Raw genomic sequence first — 20,542 nt, 5'->3', positions numbered from 1 at the left:
GCGTTCCATGGGGTGGGACCAGAACGTGTCACAGGCAGACCTGCGCGCATCAGCCGGGGCCGTGGACACGCTGGTGGCGGATCTGCAGCCGGTCCTGAAGAAGGCCTTGACGGACCTGGCTGATGCAGGAACCTCTTTCGCGCCCTGGGCGGCCGGACCTCGGATGACGGGCGCGGGCAAGGGCTGGGGGGAAGCCCTGGAAACCCTCCAGCAGACCTTCTCGGACCACGCAGAGGGTCTCCGGCTCCTGGCCAACGGGCACGCCATCCTCGAGCAGGAACTGCTGTCCAAGTTCCGGGGCTGGTGAGCAACCGCAATGCCCGAACTCTTTGCACAGTTGCTCCGCCAGGACTTCTCCGACATTGACGCCGCGACCGCTTCCTGGAAGAGGCTCGCCAAAGCGCTCGATGACACCCAGGCCGGCAGTCGCAAGCGGGTGACAGGCCCGCTGCACAAGGCCGGCTGGGCGGGTGTCAGCGCTACCTACGGGTTTGCGGCCATGGAAGCGACGGAGTCCAAGCTGGGCACGGCCGAGCTCAACGCCCGCCTGATCGCGGTCATCTTGGACACACTCGCCACGAAGATGCGCAACGCCCAGCGCAAGCTTCGCAGTGCGGTCACCGATGCCGAGACGGCCGGTCATACGGTCCGGGACGACGGCTGGGTCGAACCCCGGCAGGTTATCGACCAGCGGTACCACAACGATCCGGACTACCAGGGTCTGCAACAGCAGGCGAACTCCTCTCTGGGCGGGTTCCGAGCCCGCATCGACGAGGCGGTGACGGAAGCCAAGAGCGCCAGCCAGACCGCCGCTGAGGCTTTGCACCAGTTGGATCCCTTCGACCTCGACAAGCGGTACGGCGGTGCGCACGCCCAGGAAGACGTGGCGCGCGTCGCCGAGTTCGCCGGCATCAACCCCAAGGACATCCCGGACGGCCAGAACCCCCAACAGTCCAAGGACTGGTGGGCGAGCCTGGACGAGGAGAGGCGTCAGTTCTACCTCGCCGCCTACCCGGACAGGATCGGCGCTCTGGACGGTCTGCCCGCGCCGACGCGTGACGAAGCCAACCGCTCGGCCCTGGACCTGCGCCTGAACGACTACGCGCTGCGGGAAGGCAGCCTCGGCTACCACGACCGGTACAACTATCGAAACCTGGCCACGCTCAAGGACCGCCTGGACGAGACGGACAGCGGCCCGCCCCACAAACAGATGTACCTGCTCGGCTTCGGCACCGAGAAGGACGGCCGTGCCATCGTGGCCCTGGGAAACCCGGACACCGCCCGCCACACCGCGGTCCTGGTGCCCGGGACGGACAACCAGCTGGACAACTACGGCGGCCAGCTGAACCGCATCGACAAGCTGCAGAACGCCGCGGGGAAAGCGGCTGGGAACGGAGAAGGCGTCTCCGTGATCAGTTGGATGGACTACGACGCCCCTGAGATCGACCTAAGTGTCACCACCCAAGGCCGGGCGCGGGCAGGTGCGGAAGACCTGCGGGACTTCACCCACGGCCTCCGATCCGCACACGAAGGCGAGCGCGGGCACCTGACTGTCATCGGCCACAGTTACGGGTCTTCCATGACCGGAGCCGCTGATGCCGGCGGCGCAGGGCTCGAGGCGGACGACATCGTGGTGGTCGGCAGCCCCGGCCTCACGGTGGAGCGCGCAGATCAGCTGCACGTGAATCCCGGCCATCTGTGGGTGGGAGCCTCCACAGACGACTTCGTCTCCAACTGGACCTCCGGTCTCTCGCTCTCGGTAGACCCGAAGGAACCTCGCTTCGGAGCCCAGAGGATGTACGTGGACACCTCCGGACACAGTGGCTACTGGGATGATGGCAGTCAGAGCCTCGACAACCAGGGCCGCATCATCGCCGGATTGAAGCCCCGCCCCGGGCCGTCCAGATGATCCGAAGGAGACCGCGACCCATGCCCCCAACCCGAAGGGCAGCCCTCGTTGTTGCCCTCACACTGATGCTCGGAGGCTGCATGTCCGACAGCGGCGTCAACGACGCCCTTCCCCGCATGAGCAAGGAGAAGGCGGAGGCCTGGGCCCGGCACTGGGTCGAGTCCATGGCCCGCACCACCAAGTCCGAGATCATCCCGGGCACGCCCCAGGCGAACTTCACCAACTGCACGGGACAGAATGGCGAGACGGCTGAAGACGGCCGGTTCACCCTGATGTACGACGCACGCGCCAAGTTGCCCCGGGCTCAGTACACCGAAGCCATGAGGGCATTGAGGGCCGAACTCGAAGCCCAGGGGTTCAAGATCGTCGGCTACCAGGAAGGTCCCGCGCAGGAGCGTGGCGCCTTCGGCGTGCAGGCGAAACACCCGAAGGACAAGCAGTACATCTCCGCGGGCGACGTAGACGAGGACACCTTGACCCTGTCCATCGACACCCCCTGCCTCCTCCCGCCCGACGCCAAGCAGCAGCAGTTCTGACGGGAAGGGACGGCAGGCGGCGGCGCGGGCGTCCGCTTCCCGCGGGCGCCCGCGGCTGAAACGCCGGGCTACGACCAGGGGACCTCCGGGGCGCGGTAGAAGGTGATGCCCTGGGCCTCCAGGCGGGGGGCCTGGGCGGCCAGGCGGCGGCTGTACGCGGTCCAGTCGAGGGCGGCCGCCGGGGACCAGCCCAGTTCCGCCAGACCCAGGACGCGGGGGAAGGCCATCAGTTCCCACTCCGCGCGCGTCGTGACCGCCTCCGTCCACAGCGGGGCCTCCACGCCGAGGACGGCGGACTCCGGGACGCCGGCCAGGTAGGCGCCCGGGTTCCAGTCGTACGCGCGCTTGACCGGGACGTATCCCGCCCACGCCAGCCCCGGCTTCGTCGCCGCCTCGTACTTCATGTCCAGGTACAGCCGGTCCGCGGGCGAGAGGACCAGCGGGTGGCCCGCCTTCGCCGCCGCGGCCACCTTCGTCTTCTCCGCGGCCGTGGTCCGGTCGTGGCCCCAGTACTGGAGCACCGCCCCCGGCGCCGGCCGCGCCGCCGCCAGCTGGTGCCAGGCCACCACCGTCTTGCCGTAGCGCCCCACCACGGCCTGGGCCCGGTCCATGAAGGCGGCGTAGTCCGCCGCCGGCGTCGAGTGCGCCTCGTCGCCGCCGATGTGGAGGTAGCGGCCGGGCGTGAGGGCCGCGATCTCGCCGAGGACGTCGTCGACGAACTCGTACGTCCGCTCCTTGCCGACGCACAGGGAGCTGAAGCCGACCTTGACGCCGGTGTAGCGGGCCGGGGCCTTGCCGTCGCAGTTCAGCTCCGCGTACGAGGCCAGGGCGGCGTTCACGTGACCCGGCATGTCGATCTCGGGGACCACGTCCACGTACCGCTCGCCCGCGTAGGCCACCAGGTCCCGGTACTCCTCCTTCGTCCAGTGGCCGCCCGGGCCGCCGCCGACCTCGCCGGCGCCGCCGTACTCGGCGAGCCGCGGCCAGGAGTCGATCGCGATGCGCCAGCCCTGGTCGTCGGTGAGGTGCACGTGCAGGGTGTTGACCTTGTACTGGGCGAGCTGGTCCACGTACCTCTTGACCTGCTCCACGCTGAAGAAGTGGCGTGCGATGTCGACCATGGCCCCGCGGTAGCGGAACCGCGGCCGGTCGGTGACCGTGCCGCCGGGCACCGTCCCGCGACCGGTCACCGGCAGCAGCTGGCGCAGGGTCTGCCCCGCGTGGAAGAGCCCCGCCGGCGTCCGCGCGGTGAGGGTGACCCCGCCGGGGCCCGACTCCAGCCGGTACCCCTCGTCCCCCAGGCCCGCCGCGTCCTCGTCGATGCCGAGGCGGATGCCGTCCCCCCGGCCGCCGTCCACCACCGGCAGCGGCAGCCCGCTGGGGCCGCGCAGCTGCTGGGCGAGGAGCTCGCCGACCCGGCGGACCTCCCCGTCGCGGCCGGCGCCGGTACGGATGACCGTGCCCGGCCCGAGGGCGTAGCCCGGGCCCGCCGCCCGTACGGAGGCCGGCGCCGGCAGCAGCGCCTCGAAGGGGGTGAGCGCGGCGGGCGGGTCGTCGGCGGGTCTGGCGTCGTCCCCGTGGGCGGCGGTGCAGGAAACGGAACCACCCAGGACGCCGAGGGCCAGGAGCGTACCGAGCGTGCGTCGCAGTCGCAGGACTCTCATGGCCCAGGTATAGGCCAACTGGCCCGTCCAGGACGGTGGGAGAATCGCCGGATGGCGGAAATCATCCAGAAGGACGGCACTTGGAGCTTCGACGGGGACGCGGTGCGCATCGTGCCGGGCCGCGACAAGGGGGTGGCGCTGCTGCGGCAGACCCTCGGCGAGGTGGTCGTACCGCTGCACGCGCTCGCCGGGATCTCCTACGAGCCGAGCCGCAAGGCGGGCCGGCTGCGCCTGCGGCTGCGTGAGGGCGCCGACCCGCTGCTCCAGGTGACGGGCGGGCGGCTGCCGGAGGCCTGCGACCCGTACCGGCTGACCGTGGAGGCCGACCGCAGTGGGGTCGCGGAGTACTTCGTGGAGGAGGTGCGCACCGCCCTGCTGCTGGACCAGGTGGACCCCGGCCCGGTGGACCGGTACCTGCTGCCGGGGCCGGCCGTACCGATCTCGGTGGGCGCGGGCGACGGGACGGTGTCGTTCGACGGCGACCGGGTGGCCCTGGAGTGGAACTGGACCACGGAGGAGGCCAAGCGCTCCGGCGGGCCCCGGGAACTGCGGGTCGCGGACCTGCGGACGGTGGAGTGGTCGCCGTCGAAGGGGCTGGAGAACGGCTGGCTGCGGTTCACCCCGACGGGCGCCCCGCCGGCGCCGGCGCCCAAGTACGACCCGCACACGGTGGAGCTCTTCGGTTTCAAGAAGGACCCGCTGATGGCGCTGGTCGCGGCGGCCGTGGCCGTACGGATGCCCCACCCGGCCGCGCCGCAGGAGGGCCCGGCCGACGCGGCCGGCGACCCGGCCGGCAAGCTCGGGACGGCGGCCGCCCCCGGCGAGGACCACGACGCCCTGCTCAGGCGGCTGCGGGAGCTGGGCGATCTGCACCAGGCGGGTGTCCTGACGGCCGAGGAGTTCACGGCGGCGAAACAGGCCGTTTTGCGATGTTTCTAACCGGACCGACCCATTCCTGCGGTCCAGACCAGGGCCATCCTGCCCGGATTCGGGCAGGATCTTTGCTTTCAGCGCCTGAAGCCGCCAGTATCTACGGGTGCTCGATCGCCGCCCGTCGCATGACGACCTCGTCGACCACCTGGTGCGCAGCACCTCGCTGCAGCGAGGCGAAGCCGCCCGGGTGGTGCTCGACGTGCTCGCGTACTTCGACGAGACGACCGAGGAGTTCGTCCGCCGACGCCACCGTGAGCTGCAGGCCGGCGGAGCGGTGAACGCGGAGATCTTCGAGCGGATCGCGGCCGAGCTGCCGCACCGCGCGGTGGCACCGCCGGACCTCTCGCTGCGGCAGCTGCGCCGCATCGTCTACGGCTGATCCGGCGCCGCGCCCGCGGCCTCGAACGCAACGCGAACACGAACGCGAACGAGCACTTTGAACCGAACTTCAGGAGGGGCTACACCGTATGTGCGGAATCGTCGGTTACATCGGCAAGCGTGACGTCGCACCGCTGCTGCTGGAGGGTCTGCAGCGGCTGGAGTACCGCGGATACGACTCCGCGGGCATCGTCGTGAACAGCCCCAAGGCCGCCGCCCTGAAGGTGGTCAAGGCCAAGGGCCGGGTCCGCGAGCTGGAGTCCCGCGTCCCCAAGCGCTTCGCCGGCACCACCGGCATCGCCCACACCCGCTGGGCCACCCACGGCGCCCCGAGCGACATCAACTCGCACCCGCACCTCGACGCCGACAACAAGGTCGCCGTCGTGCACAACGGCATCGTCGACAACGCCTCCGAGCTGCGCGCCAAGCTGGAGGCCGACGGGGTCGTCTTCGTGTCGGAGACCGACACCGAGGTGATCGTCCACCTGATCGCCCGCTCGGTGGCCGACTCCCTGGAGGAGAAGGTGCGCGAGGCCGTCAAGGCGATCGAGGGCACCTACGGCATCGCCGTCATGCACGCCGACTTCCCCGACCGCATCGTCGTCGCCCGCAACGGCTCCCCCGTCGTCCTGGGCATCGGCGAGAAGGAGATGTTCGTCGCCTCGGACGTCGCCGCCCTGGTCGCCCACACCCGCCAGATCGTCACCCTCGACGACGGCGAGATGGCCACCCTGAAGGCCGACGACTTCCGCACCTACACCACCAGCGGTGCCACCACCACCGCCACGCCGGAGACCGTGGAGTGGGAGGCCGCCTCCTACGACATGGGCGGCCACGACACGTACATGCACAAGGAGATCTCCGAGCAGCCCGACGCGGTCGACCGCGTGCTGCGCGGCCGGATCGACGACCGCTTCAACACCGTGCACCTGGGCGGCCTGAACCTGGACCCGCGCGAGGCGCGCGGCATCCGCCGGGTCAAGATCCTGGGCTGCGGCACCTCGTACCACGCGGGCCTCATCGGCGCCGGTCTCATCGAGGGCATGGCCCGCATCCCCGCGGACGCCGAGCCGGCCTCGGAGTTCCGCTACCGCAACCCGGTCGTGGACCCCGACACCCTCTACATCGCGGTCTCGCAGTCCGGTGAGACCTACGACGTCCTCGCGGCCGTCCAGGAGCTCAAGCGCAAGGGCGCCCGCGTCCTCGGCGTCGTCAACGTGGTCGGCTCCGCGATCGCCCGCGAGGCCGACGGCGGCGTGTACGTGCACGCCGGCCCCGAGGTCTGCGTCGTCTCCACCAAGTGCTTCACCAACACGGTCGTGGCCTTCGCGCTGCTCGCCGTGCACCTGGGCCGCATCCGGGACCTCTCGGTCACCGACGGCAAGCGGATCATCGAGGGCCTGCGCAAGCTGCCCGCGCAGATCCAGGAGATCCTCGACGGCGAAGAGGACATCAAGAAGCTGGCGGCCGAGTTCGCCGAGGCCAAGTCGATGATGTTCATCGGCCGGGTGCGCGGCTACCCGGTGGCGCTGGAGGCCTCCCTCAAGCTGAAGGAGATCTCCTACATCCACGCCGAGGCCTACCCGGCCTCCGAGCTCAAGCACGGCCCGCTCGCCCTGATCGAGCCCTCGCTGCCGACGGTCGCCATCGTCCCGGACGACGACCTGCTGGAGAAGAACCGTGCGGCGCTGGAGGAGATCAAGGCCCGCAGCGGCCGGATCCTCGCGGTGGCGCACCGCGAGCAGGAGAAGGCGGACCACACCATCGTGGTGCCGAAGAACGAGGACGAGCTCGACCCGATCCTGATGGGCATCCCGCTCCAGCTGCTCGCGTACCACACGGCCCTGGCCATGGGCCGGGACATCGACAAGCCGCGCAACCTGGCGAAGTCGGTCACGGTCGAGTAGTCACGGCCCGTCCCACGCGTCTCGACATGAGCCGGCCCCCGTGCGCCCTGCGCACGGGGGCCGGCTCGCGTGGTGCTCGCGTGGTGCCCGCGTGGTGCTCAGCCCGCGGCGACCGCGCCGCGGCGGCTCTTGCCCAGGGCCATCGGCCAGTGCGCCAGGGCCGCGGTGGCCCCGTACCAGGCCAGCAATCCGGAGACGGCGGCCACCCAGCCGGCGACCTTGACCAGCCCGCCGCTGTCGGCGAACGCGCCGACCGCCAGCAGGACGAGGGACAGGGTCAGCAGGGCGTAGACGCCCTGGCCGAACACACCGCTCGCGGCGGCGACCGTGAGGCTCAGCGCGAGCATCGCGAACAGGACAAGAAACGTTCCGGCGGCTTCGTCGGAGACCGAACCCCCCGCGCCCTTGGCCCACGTGAACCAGAAGACGCCGAGGCCCGCGAACGCGGTGCCGTTGAACCCGTTGCCGCCGCGGTACTCCAGGAGTCCGAGGAGGAAGAGGGCGGCGCCGCCGACGTACATCGCGAGCGACACGGAGTTGGCAGCGGTCACACCGTCGATGACACCGGTGTGGCCGATACCGAATGCGAGAAGGGTCAGACCCAGGGCTATGTGCCCGAGGGTCGAAGTCGAGGCCGTGCTTCCCGCAGAGACACCATTGTCCACGGCGGGCTCCCTTCGATCTGCAGTTGTTTGCTGCGTCCCAGCAGCATTTATCTACCCTTTACACGGGTGCACAACCGCACAATCGGTTAACAAGCAGTCACGGAATGACAACGACGGGTCGCTGGGCGCGCTTGGCCAGGCGGCCGGCCACCGAGCCGAAGATGCGACCCACGATCCCGTGCGTGGACCCGACCACGATGGCGTCGGCCGAATACTCCCGGCCGACCTCCTCCAGCTCATGGCAGATGTCACCACCGCGCTCGACCAGGATCCACGGCACTTCGGCCAGGTAGTCGGCGCAGGCCAGTTCCAGCCCGAGCACCTCGGTGCGGTGGTCGGGGACGTCCACGAACACCGGTGGCTCGCACCCGGCCCACACGGTCGTGGGCAGCCGGTTCGCGACATGGACGATGATCAGGCCGGATCCGGAGCGGCGGGCCATGCCGATCGCGTACGCGAGGGCGCGCTCACTGGACGTGGATCCGTCGAATCCCACCACGACCCCGTGCCGGAAGGCCGGGTCGCAGGGCATGCGCGTCTGTTCCACCGCGCGCAGATCGGCGGCCGACGCGGGGTCGGCGGCGATGCGTTTGCGCTTGCGGTCCGCGGGTTCGGAGAATTCGTGACCGGCCATGGGTGTCTCGGTGAAGAGGTCCTTGGAGGAAGGAACAGGGGGCGAAATCGGCGACGCTGGGTGACGGAGCTCTGTCCGGGAAGCATCTTCCCAAGCCCATACCCCCCAGGGTACGGCGACACTCCTGTCCTGCACAGGGCTTGCCGCCCTTGGAGAGCGTCCCAGGGAGCATGCCGGAGCGCGCGCTCCTTGGCAATGGCCGCTGTCCCCTACAGCCAGTGACGAGACGGGGCTTCGCCACCCGTGCGCGCAGTGACCGAGCGCGGTCGCGCGGCGTTGGACACGAGTCCGACCTCCAGGTAAGAGCCCGCAGGGAGCACGCCGTGCCCGGTCATCCGGTTCACCCCGTCCAGCCAGCTCAGCCGACGCGGTCCGCCCGGGCCGCCCGGTCCGGGAGCCCCCGTTTCGCCGCTTCCGGCCGTCCGGCCCTTCACTCGTCCGTGCAGTCCGCCGGGCGGCCCGCCGACGACCCCGCGGGCGACGTCGTGCGCTGGGCCGCCTTCAGCTGCCTGCTCGTCCCGGTGGTCCTCGTCGTCTACGGGACCTCCTTCGGCGGGGCCGCGGTCGCGACCCTCGGCCTGCTCGCCGTCACGGCCGCGTGCCGGATCCTGCTGCGCCACTCGGAGAGGACGCGGCAGGCCGAGGCCCGGGTGCGGCCGGAGTCGCAGGAGGCGCCCGGCCACCGCGGCCGGCACTCGCGCGGCGGGGCCGGAAACCGGCGCGGCTGCCGGGGGTCCGACCCCGCGCGCCCGCACGACTGACTCATTCGCACATCCACACCCGCACGTTTTCGGCCAACTTCCCGGCAGGTTGCCCTCCTTGCCGGAATGTCCCGCCTTGCCCGTCATCACCAGCGATGACGGACCTCGGGGGGCGTTTTGCCCGTACGGGTACTGGCCACGGACGGCCGACGCACCTCTCGATCGGGTAGCGGAGCGGAACGGATCCTGATCGAATGCTTTTCGCCAAGTTGAGAAGTCGACATAGCGCTGCGTGCTGAACTTGTCACGCCGACACCACGGGACGCAGTAGATTCGATCATGTATTTACGGCGGGGGATCCACGTGCAAGGCCGAGGGGAAACGTGCAGGTGCGACCAGACCAAGGAGTCGCGACACCCAAGGGGGGCTTAGCGCCATGAGCCAGGATTCCACCGCAGTCATCGCTGACGCGGGCCGGAAGCTCGCGGGGCGTCGCCGCAGGGAGATCGTCGCGGTGCTGCTCTTCAGCGGCGGACCGATCTTCGAGAGCTCCATTCCACTTTCCGTGTTCGGCATCGACCGGCAGGACGCGGGAGTTCCACGCTATCGACTGCTCGTGTGCGCCGGGGAGGACGGTCCGCTGCGGACCACCGGCGGACTCGAACTGACCGCGCCATACGGGTTGGAGGCGATCGCCCGGGCAGGCACGGTCGTCGTGCCCGCCTGGCGTTCCATCACCTCACCGCCGCCGCCGGAGGCGCTCGACGCGCTGCGTCTGGCGCACGAGGAGGGGGCCCGGATCGTCGGACTGTGCACGGGGGCCTTCGTGCTCGCCGCCGCCGGTCTGCTGGACGGCCGGCCCGCGACGACGCACTGGATGTACGCGCCGACGCTGGCCAAGCGGTACCCGTCCGTCCATGTCGATCCGCGCGAACTGTTCGTCGACGACGGCGACGTGCTCACGTCCGCGGGCACCGCGGCCGGAATCGACCTGTGCCTGCACATCGTGCGCACGGACCACGGCAGCGAGGCGGCCGGGGCCCTGGCCCGCCGGCTCGTCGTCCCGCCGCGCCGCACCGGTGGCCAGGAGCGCTATCTCGACCGGTCGCTGCCGGAGGAGATCGGCGCCGACCCGCTGGCCGAGGTCGTCGCGTGGGCGCTGGAGCACCTCCACGAGCAGTTCGACGTGGAGACCCTGGCGGCCCGTGCGTACATGAGCCGGCGCACCTTCGACCGCCGGTTCCGCTCGCTCACCGGCAGCGCGCCGCTGCAGTGGCTGATCACCCAGCGGGTGCTCCAGGCGCAGCGGCTGCTGGAGACCTCCGACTACTCGGTCGACGAGGTCGCCGGACGCTGCGGGTTCCGCTCGCCGGTGGCCCTGCGCGGTCACTTCCGGCGGCAGCTGGGGTCCTCCCCGGCCGCGTACCGCTCCGCCTACCGAGCACGCCGGCCGCAGGCCGACGTGGCGCAGGTGGCCGAGATGAACTCGGGTCCCGTTCCGCACCAGCGCACTCCGCAGCCCCACCGGGCGGCGGCGGCCCTGGCCGCGGCCGGCCCCACCGTCACCGAGCTGTACGCCCCGGGGCGTGTCCTTCGGGAACACGCGTAGCCCCCACGAGGGGCAGGGCAGGCGAAGGTCCTCCACCGGTCACCGCCGATGGGGGACCTTCCGCATATGCCGTCCGCCCCGCGGGGGACCGCATAAGGTGGGACACATGAACGATCGCATGGTGTGGATCGACTGCGAGATGACCGGGCTCTCGTTGACGGACGACGCACTTATCGAGGTGGCCGCACTGGTCACCGACTCGGAGCTCAACGTACTCGGCGAAGGCGTGGACATCGTGATCCGCCCGCCGGACGCGGCCCTGGAGACCATGCCCGACGTGGTGCGCGAGATGCACACCGCCTCCGGACTGCTCGACGAACTGGCGGGCGGCACCACCCTCGCCGATGCCGAGGCGCAGGTCCTGGCCTACGTACGGGAGCACGTGAAGGAGCCCGGCAAGGCACCGCTCTGCGGGAACTCGGTCGGCACCGACCGCGGCTTCCTGCTGCGCGACATGGCGGCGCTGGAGAGCTATCTGCACTACCGGATCGTGGACGTGTCCTCGGTCAAGGAGCTCGCGCGCCGCTGGTACCCGCGGGCGTACTTCAACAGCCCGCCGAAGAACGGCAACCACCGGGCGCTGGCGGACATCAAGGACTCGATCACCGAGCTGCGCTACTACCGGGAGGCGGTCTTCGTGCCGCAGCCCGGGCCCGACTCGGACACCGCCCGCAGCATCGCCGCCAAGCACGCTTCTCCCGGCGCGTAGCGGGGGCCCGGCCCTCCCGGGGAGGGGGGCGGGGAAACGGGGGAGCGAGCACCCTCCCGGACCCTGTACCCTTTTCTTCGGCCGGTCGGTTTTCCGACCGGACATGGTGGGTGTAGCTCAGTTGGTAGAGCACCTGGTTGTGGTCCAGGTGGCCGCGGGTTCAAGTCCCGTCACTCACCCTGCGAGAAGGCCCCGGTCGCGAAAGCGGCCGGGGCCTTCTGCGTGTGCGTCGTCCGTCGTCCGTCGTCCGTCGTCCGTCGTCCGTCGCCCGTCGTCCGTCGTCCGTCGTCCCGTGCCTACGAGGATTCGCGGACCACCAGCCGGTTGGGCAGGACGACGGCGGTCCCCTCCGGCTCCCCGCCGCCGTCCTGGTGTCCGGCGATGTGTTCCAGCAGCACCCGTGCCATGGTCCGGCCCATCTCCTCGATCGGCTGGCGGACGCTGGTCAGCGGCGGGTCCATGTGCCGGGCCACCACCGAGTCGTCGAAGCCGACCAGCGCCACGTCCTGCGGGATCCGGCGGCCGGCCGCGCGCAGCTCCCGCCGGGCGCCGGCGGCCATGACGTCCGAGGCGGCGAAGACCGCGTCGAGGCCGGGGCGGCGCTCCAGCAGCTCGCGCATGGCCCGGCGGCCGCCGTCCTCGGTGAAGTCGCCGACCGCGATCAGCTGCTCGTCGACGGGGTGTCCGGCGGCGGCCAGGGCCTGCCGGTAGCCGTCGAGGCGGCACTGGGCCCCGTAGACGTCCTGCGGGCCGGCGATCGTGGCCAGGGTGCGCCGGCCGCGTTCGAGGAGGTGGCGTACGGCCTCTGCGGCGCCCGCCAGGTTGTCCGAGTCCACGCAGGGCAGGGTCTCGGCGGCGGAGCGGCGGCCGCTGATCACCGTCGGGATGCCGAGCTCGGCGAGCAGCTCGGGCAGCGGGTCCCCGGCGTGCACGGAGACGAGCAGCACGCCGTCGACGCGGTGCCCGGACAGGTACTGGGCCAGGCGGCGGCGCTCGCGGTCGCTGCCCGCCAGGGTGAGGACGAGCTGCACGTCAGTCTCGGCGAGGGCGGCGCCGACCCCGCGGACCACCTCGGAGAAGTACGGCTCGGCGAAGAAGCGCGCCTCGGGCTCGGGGATCACGAGGGCGATGGCGTCGGTGCGGTTGGCGGCGAGCGCCCGCGCCGCACGGTTGGGGACGTACCCCAGCTCGGCGACGGCCGCCTCGACGGCGGCCCTGGTGTGCTCGCTGACCTTGGAGGATCCGTTGATCACCCGGGAGACCGTGCCGCGTCCGACTCCGGCGCGCGCCGCGACCTCCTCCAGGGTCGGTCGTCCCCCGCTGCGCCCGTACCCGTTCATGGCTTCCTCCCGGTTGTGAATCTACCTCTTGACGACTGTGGGAGCGCTCCCACACTGTGTCACACGACACCCCGGCACGTTTGCGTCCTTCAGGGAGGAAGCCCATGCGAGCCCAGATACCGGCCCGATCGCAAGGCCGAACACGAGCGCGAGCAGGCGCCCGAAGAAGTCTCCTCACCACCGTCACGGCGCTCGGGGCCGCGGCCCTGCTGCTCGCGGGATGCGCCGAGGACCCGAAGGAGAGCTCCGGCAAGGGCGACCCGACCGGTGACGGCAAGGCGAAGACCACCCTCACCGTGGGGGTCTTCGGGGCCTTCGGCCTCCAGGAGGCCGGGCTCTACGACGAGTACATGGCGCAGAATCCCGGGATCCGCATCGAGCAGACCTCCATCGAGCGCAACGAGAACTACTACCCCCAGCTCCTGACCCACCTGGGCACGGGCAGCGGGCTCGCCGACATCCAGGCCGTCGAGGTCAACAACATCGCGGAGATCACCGCCACCCAGGCCGACAAGCTGGTGGACCTGGGCAAGGCGCCCGGCGTGGACAAGGCCGCTTACCTGCCGTGGAAGTGGGCGCAGGGCACGGCGAAGGGCGGCGCCACGGTCGGTCTCGGCACCGACATCGGCCCGCAGGGCATCTGCTACCGCAAGGACCTCTTCGAGGCGGCGGGGCTGCCCAGTGACCGGGCGGCGGTCGGGGCGCTGTGGGCGGGCGACTGGAACAAGTACCTGGAGGCGGGCAAGGCGTACAAGGCGAAGGCCGGCGAGGGCAAGGCGTTCGTCGACTCGGCCTCGGGCGTGATGACGGCGGTCACCGGGGGCAGCGCGCAGCGGTTCTACGACGAGCAGGGCCAGGTCGTCTACAAGACGAACCCGGCGGTGCGCGGGGCCTTCGACCTGGCGGCCTCCTTCGCCACCGAGGGGCTGAGCGCCAAGCTCCAGCAGTTCACCCCGGCCTGGGACCAGGGCTTCTCCAACGGCTCCTTCGCGACGGTCTCCTGCCCGGCCTGGATGCTCGGTTACATCCAGGACAAGGCGGGCCCGGCGGGCAAGGACAAGTGGGACGTGGCGCAGGCGCCGAAGCCCAGCAACTGGGGCGGTTCCTTCCTGGTGGTGCCGAAGGCGGGCAAGCACGCCGAGGAGGCGGCGAAGCTGGCGGCCTGGCTGACGGCTCCGGAGCAGCAGGCCAAGCTCTTCGAGAAGCGCGGCAGTTTCCCGAGCGCGAGCGCCGCGTACAAGCTGCCGGCGGTGTCGGGTGCGAAGCACGACTACTTCGGCGGGGCCCCGATCGGGGAGATCTTCGCGAAGGCGGCCGAGGGGGTGCCGGTGACGGTGGTCGGCCCCAAGGACCTGGTCATCGCGCAGAACCTGGCGGACATCGGGATGCTCCAGGTCGACCAGAAGGGCCGCTCGCCGCAGGAGGGCTGGGAGGCCGCGGTGAAGGCGATCGACAACGCCCTGGACCGGTGAGGCGGCCGTGACGGACGAGACGGCCGTCCTGTCCCCCTCCGCCGTCGGCCCGAAGCGGCCGGCGGCGGAGGGGGGTGGCCGGGGCGGGCGCGGGCAGGTGTGGCGTTCGCGCCGCTACCGCTGGGACCTGCGCGCCAGCCCGTACGCCTTCGTGGCGCCCTTCTTCCTTTTCTTCGCCGCCTTCGGGCTGTTCCCGCTGCTCTACACGGGCTGGGCGGCGCTGCACCAGGTGGAGCTCACCGATCCGGACAGCATGACGTGGGTCGGGCTGAAGAACTTCACCCGGTTGTGGGACGACGAGTTCTTCTGGAACGCGCTGCGCAACACCTTCACCATCGGGCTGCTGTCCACGGTGCCGCAGCTGGCGATCGCGCTCGGGCTGGCCCACCTGCTCAACTACAAGATGCGCGGCTCCGCCTTCTTCCGGGTCGCGGTGCTCACCCCGTACGCGACCTCGGTGGCGGCGGCCACGCTCGTCTTCGTGCTGCTCTTCGGCCGGGACTACGGGATGGTCAACTGGGCGCTGTCGTCCCTCGGTTTCGACGCGGTCGACTGGCAGAACGGCACCTTCGCCTCCCAGTTGGCGGTCTCCACCATCGTGATCTGGCGGTGGACCGGCTACAACGCCCTGATCTACCTGGCGGCCATGCAGGCCGTGCCGGGCGAGCTGTACGAGTCCGCGGCGCTGGACGGGGCCTCGCGCTGGCAGCAGTTCCTCCACGTGACGGTGCCCTCGCTGCGGCCCACGATCTTCTTCACCTGTGTGGTGTCGACGATCGGCGCGACCCAGCTGTTCGGTGAGCCGCTGCTGTTCAACGGCGGGGCGGGCGCGACGGGCGGCTCGGACCACCAGTTCCAGACGCTCGGGCTGTACCTGTACGAGCAGGGCTGGGTGAACCTCCACCTCGGGCGGGCCTCGGCCATCGCGTGGGCGATGTTCCTGATCCTGCTGCTGATCGCCGGGGCGGCGCGGCTGCTGCGCGGACGGAAGGACTCCTGATGAGGTCACTGCGCGCGGGCCGGTTCACCTACGTGGTGCTCGCCCTCTTCACCGCCGGCTCGCTCTTCCCGCTCGTGTGGACCGCGATCGCGGCCTCCCGGAGCAATACGCGCCTGGCGCAGACCCCGCCGCCGTTCTGGTTCGGCGGGAACCTGGGACACAACCTCCAGGTGGCGTGGACCGACGCCAACATGGGCACGGCCCTGCTGAACACGGTGATCGTGGCGGGGACGGTCGCGGCCGGGACGGTCCTGTTCTCCACCTTGGCGGGCTTCGCCTTCGCCAAGCTCCGCTTCCGGGGCCGCCGGCTGCTGATGTCCCTCGTCGTGGGGACAATGCTGATCCCGCCGCAGCTGAGCGTGGTCCCGCTGTACATGCTGATCGCCCGGCTGTCGTGGACGGACCGGCTGCAGGCCGTGATCCTGCCGACGCTGGTGTCCGCGTTCGGGGTCTTCTTCATGCGGCAGTACCTGGCGCAGGCGCTGCCGTCGGAGCTGGTGGAGGCGGCGCGCACGGACGGGGCGAGCTCGCTGCGGATCGTGTGGCACGTGGTGTTCCCGGCCGCCCGTCCGGCCATGGCGGTGCTGGCCATGCTGACCTTCGTCATGGCCTGGAACGACTTCTTCTGGCCGATCGTCGCGCTGACCCAGAACGGCAGCCCGACGGTGCAGGTGGCCCTGACCGGACTGGGCCGGGGCTACATCCCCGATCAGTCGGTGATCATGGCGGGCGCGCTGCTCGGCACGCTCCCGCTGCTGCTGGTGTTTCTCGTCTTCGGCCGGCAGATCGTCGGCGGCATCATGCAAGGAGCGGTGAAGGGATGACGGACACGACAGGGGAACTGCGCTTCCCCGACGGTTTCCTGTGGGGGGCGGCCACGGCCGCCTTCCAGATCGAGGGCGCGGCCGCGCTGCGCGGGCCGTCGATCTGGGACACCTTCTGCCGTACGCCGGGGAAGGTGTACGGGGGCCATACCGGCGAGGTGGCCGTCGACCACCACCGGCTGTGGCGCGAGGACGTCCGGCTGATGGCGGAGCTGGGGCTCGGGGCGTACCGGTTCTCGGTGTCCTGGCCGCGGGTGCTCGCCGGGGGGATCGGCTTCTACGACGCGCTCGTCGACGAGCTGCTCTCGTACGGGATCAAGCCCTGCGTGACGCTGTACCACTGGGACCTGCCGCAGGGGCTGGAGAGCGCCGGCGGCTGGCCCGAGCGGGAGACGGCCTACGCCTTCGCCCGGTACGCCGAGCAGGTCGGGCGGGCGCTGGGCGACCGGGTGGAGCTGTGGACCACCCTCAACGAGCCCTGGTGCAGCGCCTTCCTGGGCTACGCCTCCGGGGTGCACGCTCCGGGCCGCACCTCCCCGGCCGACTCCCTGCGCGCGGCCCACCACCTCAACCTGGCGCACGGCCTGGCCGCGGCCGCCCTGCCCGCCTCGGCGCGGGTGGGCATCGCGCTGAACCCGAGCGCGGTGCGGGCGCTGACCGGCTCCGAGGCCGACCTGGACGCGCGGCGCCGCATCGACGCCCTGGCGAACCGGATCTTCACCGGGCCGCTGCTGCACGGGGCGTATCCGCGGGACCTGCTCGCGGACACCGCCGAGATCACGGACTGGTCGTTCGTCCGCCCCGGCGACGAGGCGCTGATCCACCAGCCGCTGGACTTCCTCGGCGTGAACTACTACACCCCTGCGGTGGTCTCGGCGGCGCCCGACGGGCAGGGCCCGCGCGCCGACGGCCACGGTTCCACGGACCACTCCCCCTGGCCCGCGGCGGACGGGGTGGCCTTCCACCAGCCGCCGGGCGAGCGGACCGACATGAACTGGTCGATCGACCCGAGCGGCCTGTACGACCTGCTGATGGGCTTCACCCAGGAGGCACCCGGGCTGCCGCTCCTGATCACCGAGAACGGCGCCGCGTACGCCGAGGACCTCGACGATCCGGAGCGCATCGCCTACCTGGAGGCCCACCTCGCCGCCCTCCACCGCGCGCGGGAGGACGGCGCCCCCGTCGAGGGCTATTTCCTCTGGTCGCTGATGGACAACTTCGAGTGGTCCTACGGCTACAGCAAGCGCTTCGGCATCGTGCACGTCGACTACGAGACCCAGGCCCGCACCCCGCGCTCCAGCGCCCACTGGTACGCCCGCCTGGCCCGCAAGGGGGTCATGTGACCTTGGGGCCCCGGGCCGGGCGGTCAGGGGCAGGGCGGTCCGGGGCAGGGCGGTCCGGATGCGGAGGGCTGCTCAGATGCCGGTGGCGAGTGCTTCGTGGCGCCACTGGTCGAGTTCCCGTCGCACGAGGTCCAGCTTCGCCTCGACGCGTTCGACCGCATCGGCACCCAACTGCAGGCGCAGCGGCGGTTGGGCGGCCTCGGTGAGGTCGACGACGGCTTTCGCCGCCTTCGCCGGATCGCCCGGCTGGCGACCGTCGTTGGCGGCGAGCGCCTCGCGCACCGGACCCGCGCCGGCGGTGTAGTCGGCGATGGAGGCCGGTTCGACCCGGATGCTCGACCGGTGGAGGAAGTCGGTGCGGAAACCGCCCGGCTCCACGATCGTGACATGGACGCCCAACGGAGCCAGCTCGCCGTGCAGCGCCTCGGATATGCCCTCAAGCGCGAACTTCGACGCCCCGTACACGCCGACCCCCGGAGCGGTGGCGAAGCCGCCCACGGAGCCGATGTTCACGACATGTCCCGATCGCTGGGCCCGCAGCGTCGGCAGCGTCGCCCGCAGCGTGTTCAGCACACCGAACACGTTGACGTCGAACAGGTCCCGGGCCGCCTGGTCGGAGACCTCCTCGACCGCGCCCACCAGCCCGTAACCGGCGTTGTTGACCACGACGTCGATGCGGCCGAACCTCGCCAGGCCCGCCTCCACGGCGGCCTCCAGCTGCTCCGGTACGGTCACGTCCGCCTTCAGGGCCAGCAGGCCCTCGCGGTGGTCCGGGTGGGCCCGCTCCACCGCCGACACGTCCCTCGCCGTAGCGATCACGCGGTGTCCCCGCTCCAGCGCCTCCCGGGTGATCTCCGCACCCAGCCCGCGCGACGCACCCGTGACAAACCAAACGCCCATGCTCTCCCCCAGTTTCCGATGTCGATCGCCCCTCGGGCCGACGGGTCGACGCTAGAAGCTAGAGTCGGGTCTAGATCAAGAGCTGTGTGACGGGGGTCACTTGTGGATCTGAGCATCGGTGAAGTGGCGGAGCGCAGCGGACTCAGCGTCCACGCCCTGCGGTTCTACGAGCGGGAGGGCCTGTTCGCCAACCCGGTACGCCGCCTGCCCAACGGCCGCCGGATCTATTACGAGGAAGATCTCGAATGGCTGGCGATCTGCACGAAGCTGCGCTCCTCCGGCATGTCGCTGGCGACCATCCGGCAGTACATCGAGCTGGCCCGCCAGGGCCCGGGCAACGAGCACGAGCGGCTCGCGCTGCTGCGCCGGCACGAACAGCACGTGGAGGCGCAGATCCGGGAACTGCACGAGACCCTGGACGTCATGCGGTACAAGGTCAGGATCTACGAAGACCACCTCGCCCGCGGCGAGGCCGACCGGCTCTGGAATCCGTCGCGCTCGGATGCCGCGCAGGCCGGCGCTCACCAGGAGCGCCATCCGTCAGAGGGTGCGTGACCGCCCGGCCCTCAGGCCGAGAAGGCGTCGCCATGGTCCTCGACCCAGGTCCTGAAGGTGCGGGCCGGGTGGCCGGTGAGGCGCTCGACGGCAGGGGTGATCTCGACCGGGAGGCCGTCAGTGGAGGCCCAGTACTCCAGGAGCGCATCGGCGTAGGGCCCGGGGATGTAACCGTCGACCTCGGCCTTCCACTGCTCGGCCGAGACGGCCTCGAAGGATATTGGGCGGCCGAGGACTTCGCCGATTATCGCGATCTGCGCCGCGAACGTCAGCGACTGCGGGCCGGTCAGCGTGTAGGCGCGGCCGCCGAGGGCGGGGTCGGTGAGGACGGCGAAGGCGGCCTCGGCGAGGTCGGCCTCGTGCACCGGGTCGGCGTAGGCGCCGGGGTAGGGCAGGTGCACCGGGCGGCCGGACTTCATCGACCAGGCCCAGCCCCGGGCGTTGCTCGCGAAGGACCCAGGACGCAGCAGGGTGGTGCGCAGCGGGGAGGCCAACAGAGCCTGCTCAACGGCGAGATGGGCCGCGGAGAGCGGGCTGTCGGCGGCACCGGGGCTGAGCACCGAGGAGGAGGACAGGAGCGCGACGTGCTCCACGCCGGCGGCGACGGCCTCTTTGACGAAGGCGTCGATACCGGAGGCCTCGGCATAGAGGAAGACGGAGCGGATGCCGGCGAGGGCGCCGGCGAAGGTCGCAGGGTCGGTGAGATCGCAGTGGACGGCGCCCGGGGCGTCGCGCTCGCGGGAGCCGATGCGGTGCGCGATGCCGCGGGCGGTGAGGAGGTCGCACAGACCGCGGGCGACGGCGCCGCGGCCGCCGGTGACGAGGATCGACATGACTGTGTCCCGTTCTGACTGGAGGTAGGATGGATACGTGACACAGATTCTGTGCGATGCATTCTCTGCGTCACACAGACAAATTTGGAGCACGGAGAAGCCGATGTCAACTGATTCCCCTCGTTCGGGTGAGGAATGGAGCCGGGCCGAGCTGCTCGCGCGCATCGTCACCGAGAGCCAGCGGCACTACGCCGACTACTCCCTCTTCAACCAGGCCATGGCCGACCACGTGGGCCTGCACCCCACCGACATGCAGTGCGTCGCGCTCCTCGACATGGAGCCCGAGCCCGTCAGCACCGGCGACATCGCCCGCCTCACCGGTCTGACCTCCGGCTCCGCCACCCGCCTCGTGGACCGCATGGTCAAGGCCGGGGTCGTCCAGCGGCACTCCGACCCGAACGACCGCCGCCGCTCCCTCGTCTCCCTCTCCCCCGAGGCCCGGAAACGGATCGGCGCGGCCTGGGACACCCCTGGCCGCGCCTTCGGCGCCGTACTGGAGAGCTACTCCGACACCGAGCTCGCCGTCATCGCCGACTACCTGCACCGCGCCGCCGAAGTCGGCCGGGCCCAGGCCAAGCGCCTGACCTCCGGCGACAGCGACTGAGCCCAGGACCGAGCTCAGCACGGGGC

The 20,542-nt window shown here is 71.0% G+C and carries 21 protein-coding genes and 1 tRNA gene; 16 read left to right on the top strand and 6 right to left on the bottom strand.

The features are described from left to right. Positions 1-25: 25 nt before the first annotated feature. From ACF059_RS16060 to ACF059_RS16050, 3 genes are all read left to right on the top strand, one after another. Positions 26-307 (top strand): hypothetical protein, encoded by a 282-nt coding sequence (locus ACF059_RS16060; protein ID WP_392057091.1) that lies wholly within the window; start codon positions 26-28, stop codon positions 305-307. A gap of 9 nt (positions 308-316) precedes the next feature. Continuing rightward, entirely contained in the window at positions 317-1,909 is a 1,593-nt protein-coding gene (locus ACF059_RS16055) for an alpha/beta hydrolase (protein ID WP_392057088.1), read from the top strand. A gap of 80 nt (positions 1,910-1,989) precedes the next feature. Continuing rightward, positions 1,990-2,445, top strand: a complete 456-nt coding sequence (locus ACF059_RS16050; protein ID WP_392057085.1) for a hypothetical protein — start codon at positions 1,990-1,992, stop codon at positions 2,443-2,445. A gap of 68 nt (positions 2,446-2,513) precedes the next feature. On the opposite strand, the gene ACF059_RS16045 is transcribed toward ACF059_RS16050, so the two are convergent. Continuing rightward, positions 2,514-4,109, bottom strand: a complete 1,596-nt coding sequence (locus ACF059_RS16045; RefSeq protein ID WP_392057082.1) for a beta-N-acetylhexosaminidase — start codon at positions 4,107-4,109, stop codon at positions 2,514-2,516. Positions 4,110-4,160: 51 nt separating this feature from the next. On the opposite strand from ACF059_RS16045, the gene ACF059_RS16040 reads away from it, so the two are divergent. The 3 genes from ACF059_RS16040 (at position 4,161) to glmS (ending at position 7,327) form a co-directional block, all read left to right on the top strand. Further along, positions 4,161-5,048, top strand: coding sequence for a DUF4429 domain-containing protein (locus tag ACF059_RS16040; RefSeq protein WP_392057079.1), 888 nt, complete (start codon positions 4,161-4,163; stop codon positions 5,046-5,048). A gap of 97 nt (positions 5,049-5,145) precedes the next feature. Next, complete coding sequence (locus tag ACF059_RS16035) at positions 5,146-5,421, top strand: hypothetical protein (protein WP_392057076.1); 276 nt, start codon at positions 5,146-5,148, stop codon at positions 5,419-5,421. Positions 5,422-5,509: 88 nt separating this feature from the next. Further along, complete coding sequence (gene glmS / locus ACF059_RS16030; protein ID WP_361953131.1) at positions 5,510-7,327, top strand: glutamine--fructose-6-phosphate transaminase (isomerizing); 1,818 nt, start codon at positions 5,510-5,512, stop codon at positions 7,325-7,327. A 98-nt stretch (positions 7,328-7,425) separates the two neighbouring features. Here glmS and ACF059_RS16025 read toward each other — a convergent pair whose 3' ends face one another. Both ACF059_RS16025 and ACF059_RS16020 read right to left on the bottom strand, forming a co-directional pair. After that, positions 7,426-7,992, bottom strand: a complete 567-nt coding sequence (locus ACF059_RS16025) for an acetate uptake transporter (RefSeq protein ID WP_366867063.1) — start codon at positions 7,990-7,992, stop codon at positions 7,426-7,428. Positions 7,993-8,089: 97 nt separating this feature from the next. Next, the gene (locus ACF059_RS16020; RefSeq protein ID WP_392057073.1) at positions 8,090-8,626 is read right to left on the bottom strand and encodes a universal stress protein; all 537 of its coding nucleotides are present in this window, start codon (positions 8,624-8,626) and stop codon (positions 8,090-8,092) included. Between the two features lie 440 nt (positions 8,627-9,066). Here ACF059_RS16020 and ACF059_RS16015 point away from each other — a divergent pair, with 440 nt between their 5' ends. From ACF059_RS16015 to ACF059_RS16000, 4 genes are all read left to right on the top strand, one after another. After that, positions 9,067-9,387 carry a hypothetical protein gene (locus tag ACF059_RS16015; RefSeq protein ID WP_392057070.1) on the top strand — a complete coding sequence of 107 codons (321 nt, stop codon included), beginning with the start codon at positions 9,067-9,069 and terminating at the stop codon, positions 9,385-9,387. Positions 9,388-9,763: 376 nt separating this feature from the next. Further along, the gene (locus tag ACF059_RS16010) at positions 9,764-10,936 is read left to right on the top strand and encodes a helix-turn-helix domain-containing protein (RefSeq protein ID WP_392057067.1); all 1,173 of its coding nucleotides are present in this window, start codon (positions 9,764-9,766) and stop codon (positions 10,934-10,936) included. 106 nt (positions 10,937-11,042) lie between these two features. Next, the gene (gene orn, locus ACF059_RS16005) at positions 11,043-11,645 is read left to right on the top strand and encodes an oligoribonuclease (protein ID WP_366867066.1); all 603 of its coding nucleotides are present in this window, start codon (positions 11,043-11,045) and stop codon (positions 11,643-11,645) included. 106 nt (positions 11,646-11,751) lie between these two features. After that, positions 11,752-11,824 (top strand) — tRNA-His (locus ACF059_RS16000). A gap of 117 nt (positions 11,825-11,941) precedes the next feature. Here ACF059_RS16000 and ACF059_RS15995 read toward each other — a convergent pair. After that, positions 11,942-12,985 (bottom strand): LacI family DNA-binding transcriptional regulator, encoded by a 1,044-nt coding sequence (locus tag ACF059_RS15995; protein ID WP_392057064.1) that lies wholly within the window; start codon positions 12,983-12,985, stop codon positions 11,942-11,944. 104 nt (positions 12,986-13,089) lie between these two features. Between ACF059_RS15995 and ACF059_RS15990 the strand changes: the two genes are divergently transcribed. From ACF059_RS15990 to ACF059_RS15975, 4 genes are read left to right on the top strand one after another with little or no spacing between them, the layout of a single operon-like run. Continuing rightward, complete coding sequence (locus ACF059_RS15990; RefSeq protein ID WP_392057061.1) at positions 13,090-14,457, top strand: extracellular solute-binding protein; 1,368 nt, start codon at positions 13,090-13,092, stop codon at positions 14,455-14,457. 7 nt (positions 14,458-14,464) lie between these two features. After that, complete coding sequence (locus ACF059_RS15985; RefSeq protein ID WP_392057058.1) at positions 14,465-15,457, top strand: carbohydrate ABC transporter permease; 993 nt, start codon at positions 14,465-14,467, stop codon at positions 15,455-15,457. Then, positions 15,457-16,281: a carbohydrate ABC transporter permease gene (locus ACF059_RS15980; RefSeq protein WP_366867069.1), complete on the top strand. Its 825-nt coding sequence runs from the start codon at positions 15,457-15,459 to the stop codon at positions 16,279-16,281. The genes ACF059_RS15985 and ACF059_RS15980 overlap by 1 nt, the downstream gene beginning before the upstream one ends. Next, on the top strand, positions 16,278-17,624 hold the full coding sequence (locus tag ACF059_RS15975; protein ID WP_392057055.1) for a GH1 family beta-glucosidase: 1,347 nt from the start codon (positions 16,278-16,280) through the stop codon (positions 17,622-17,624). Before ACF059_RS15980 ends, ACF059_RS15975 begins: the two co-directional genes overlap by 4 nt. Before the next feature lie 72 nt (positions 17,625-17,696). Here the strand turns inward: ACF059_RS15975 and ACF059_RS15970 are convergent, their stop codons facing one another. After that, the gene (locus ACF059_RS15970; protein WP_392057052.1) at positions 17,697-18,524 is read right to left on the bottom strand and encodes an oxidoreductase; all 828 of its coding nucleotides are present in this window, start codon (positions 18,522-18,524) and stop codon (positions 17,697-17,699) included. 123 nt (positions 18,525-18,647) lie between these two features. On the opposite strand from ACF059_RS15970, the gene ACF059_RS15965 reads away from it, so the two are divergent. After that, positions 18,648-19,079 carry a MerR family transcriptional regulator gene (locus tag ACF059_RS15965; protein ID WP_392057049.1) on the top strand — a complete coding sequence of 144 codons (432 nt, stop codon included), beginning with the start codon at positions 18,648-18,650 and terminating at the stop codon, positions 19,077-19,079. Between the two features lie 11 nt (positions 19,080-19,090). Here ACF059_RS15965 and ACF059_RS15960 read toward each other — a convergent pair whose 3' ends face one another. Continuing rightward, positions 19,091-19,912 (bottom strand): NAD(P)H-binding protein, encoded by an 822-nt coding sequence (locus tag ACF059_RS15960; protein ID WP_392057046.1) that lies wholly within the window; start codon positions 19,910-19,912, stop codon positions 19,091-19,093. Positions 19,913-20,015: 103 nt separating this feature from the next. Here ACF059_RS15960 and ACF059_RS15955 point away from each other — a divergent pair, with 103 nt between their 5' ends. Continuing rightward, on the top strand, positions 20,016-20,516 hold the full coding sequence (locus tag ACF059_RS15955; protein ID WP_361953368.1) for a MarR family transcriptional regulator: 501 nt from the start codon (positions 20,016-20,018) through the stop codon (positions 20,514-20,516). Positions 20,517-20,542: the final 26 nt, after the last annotated feature.

The sequence above is a fragment of the Streptomyces sp. NPDC016562 genome (assembly GCF_043076955.1).
Classification (GTDB): domain Bacteria; phylum Actinomycetota; class Actinomycetes; order Streptomycetales; family Streptomycetaceae; genus Streptomyces.
This window is presented reverse-complemented; position numbering and strand designations above follow the sequence as displayed.

What these genes read in the sequence shown, in the direction of transcription:
- ACF059_RS16055 (WP_392057088.1), top strand. Translation starts at nt 317, where the DNA reads ATGCCCGAACTCTTTGCACAGTTGCTCCGCCAGGACTTCTCCGACATT.
- ACF059_RS16050 (WP_392057085.1), top strand. Translation starts at nt 1,990, where the DNA reads ATGTCCGACAGCGGCGTCAACGACGCCCTTCCCCGCATGAGCAAGGAG.
- ACF059_RS16045 (WP_392057082.1), bottom strand. Translation starts at nt 4,109, where the DNA reads ATGAGAGTCCTGCGACTGCGACGCACGCTCGGTACGCTCCTGGCCCTC.
- ACF059_RS16040 (WP_392057079.1), top strand. Translation starts at nt 4,161, where the DNA reads ATGGCGGAAATCATCCAGAAGGACGGCACTTGGAGCTTCGACGGGGAC.
- glmS (WP_361953131.1), top strand. Translation starts at nt 5,510, where the DNA reads ATGTGCGGAATCGTCGGTTACATCGGCAAGCGTGACGTCGCACCGCTG.
- ACF059_RS16020 (WP_392057073.1), bottom strand. Translation starts at nt 8,626, where the DNA reads ATGGCCGGTCACGAATTCTCCGAACCCGCGGACCGCAAGCGCAAACGC.
- ACF059_RS16010 (WP_392057067.1), top strand. Translation starts at nt 9,764, where the DNA reads ATGAGCCAGGATTCCACCGCAGTCATCGCTGACGCGGGCCGGAAGCTC.
- orn (WP_366867066.1), top strand. Translation starts at nt 11,043, where the DNA reads ATGAACGATCGCATGGTGTGGATCGACTGCGAGATGACCGGGCTCTCG.
- ACF059_RS15995 (WP_392057064.1), bottom strand. Translation starts at nt 12,985, where the DNA reads ATGAACGGGTACGGGCGCAGCGGGGGACGACCGACCCTGGAGGAGGTC.
- ACF059_RS15990 (WP_392057061.1), top strand. Translation starts at nt 13,090, where the DNA reads ATGCGAGCCCAGATACCGGCCCGATCGCAAGGCCGAACACGAGCGCGA.
- ACF059_RS15980 (WP_366867069.1), top strand. Translation starts at nt 15,457, where the DNA reads ATGAGGTCACTGCGCGCGGGCCGGTTCACCTACGTGGTGCTCGCCCTC.
- ACF059_RS15975 (WP_392057055.1), top strand. Translation starts at nt 16,278, where the DNA reads ATGACGGACACGACAGGGGAACTGCGCTTCCCCGACGGTTTCCTGTGG.
- ACF059_RS15970 (WP_392057052.1), bottom strand. Translation starts at nt 18,524, where the DNA reads ATGGGCGTTTGGTTTGTCACGGGTGCGTCGCGCGGGCTGGGTGCGGAG.
- ACF059_RS15960 (WP_392057046.1), bottom strand. Translation starts at nt 19,912, where the DNA reads ATGTCGATCCTCGTCACCGGCGGCCGCGGCGCCGTCGCCCGCGGTCTG.
- ACF059_RS15955 (WP_361953368.1), top strand. Translation starts at nt 20,016, where the DNA reads ATGTCAACTGATTCCCCTCGTTCGGGTGAGGAATGGAGCCGGGCCGAG.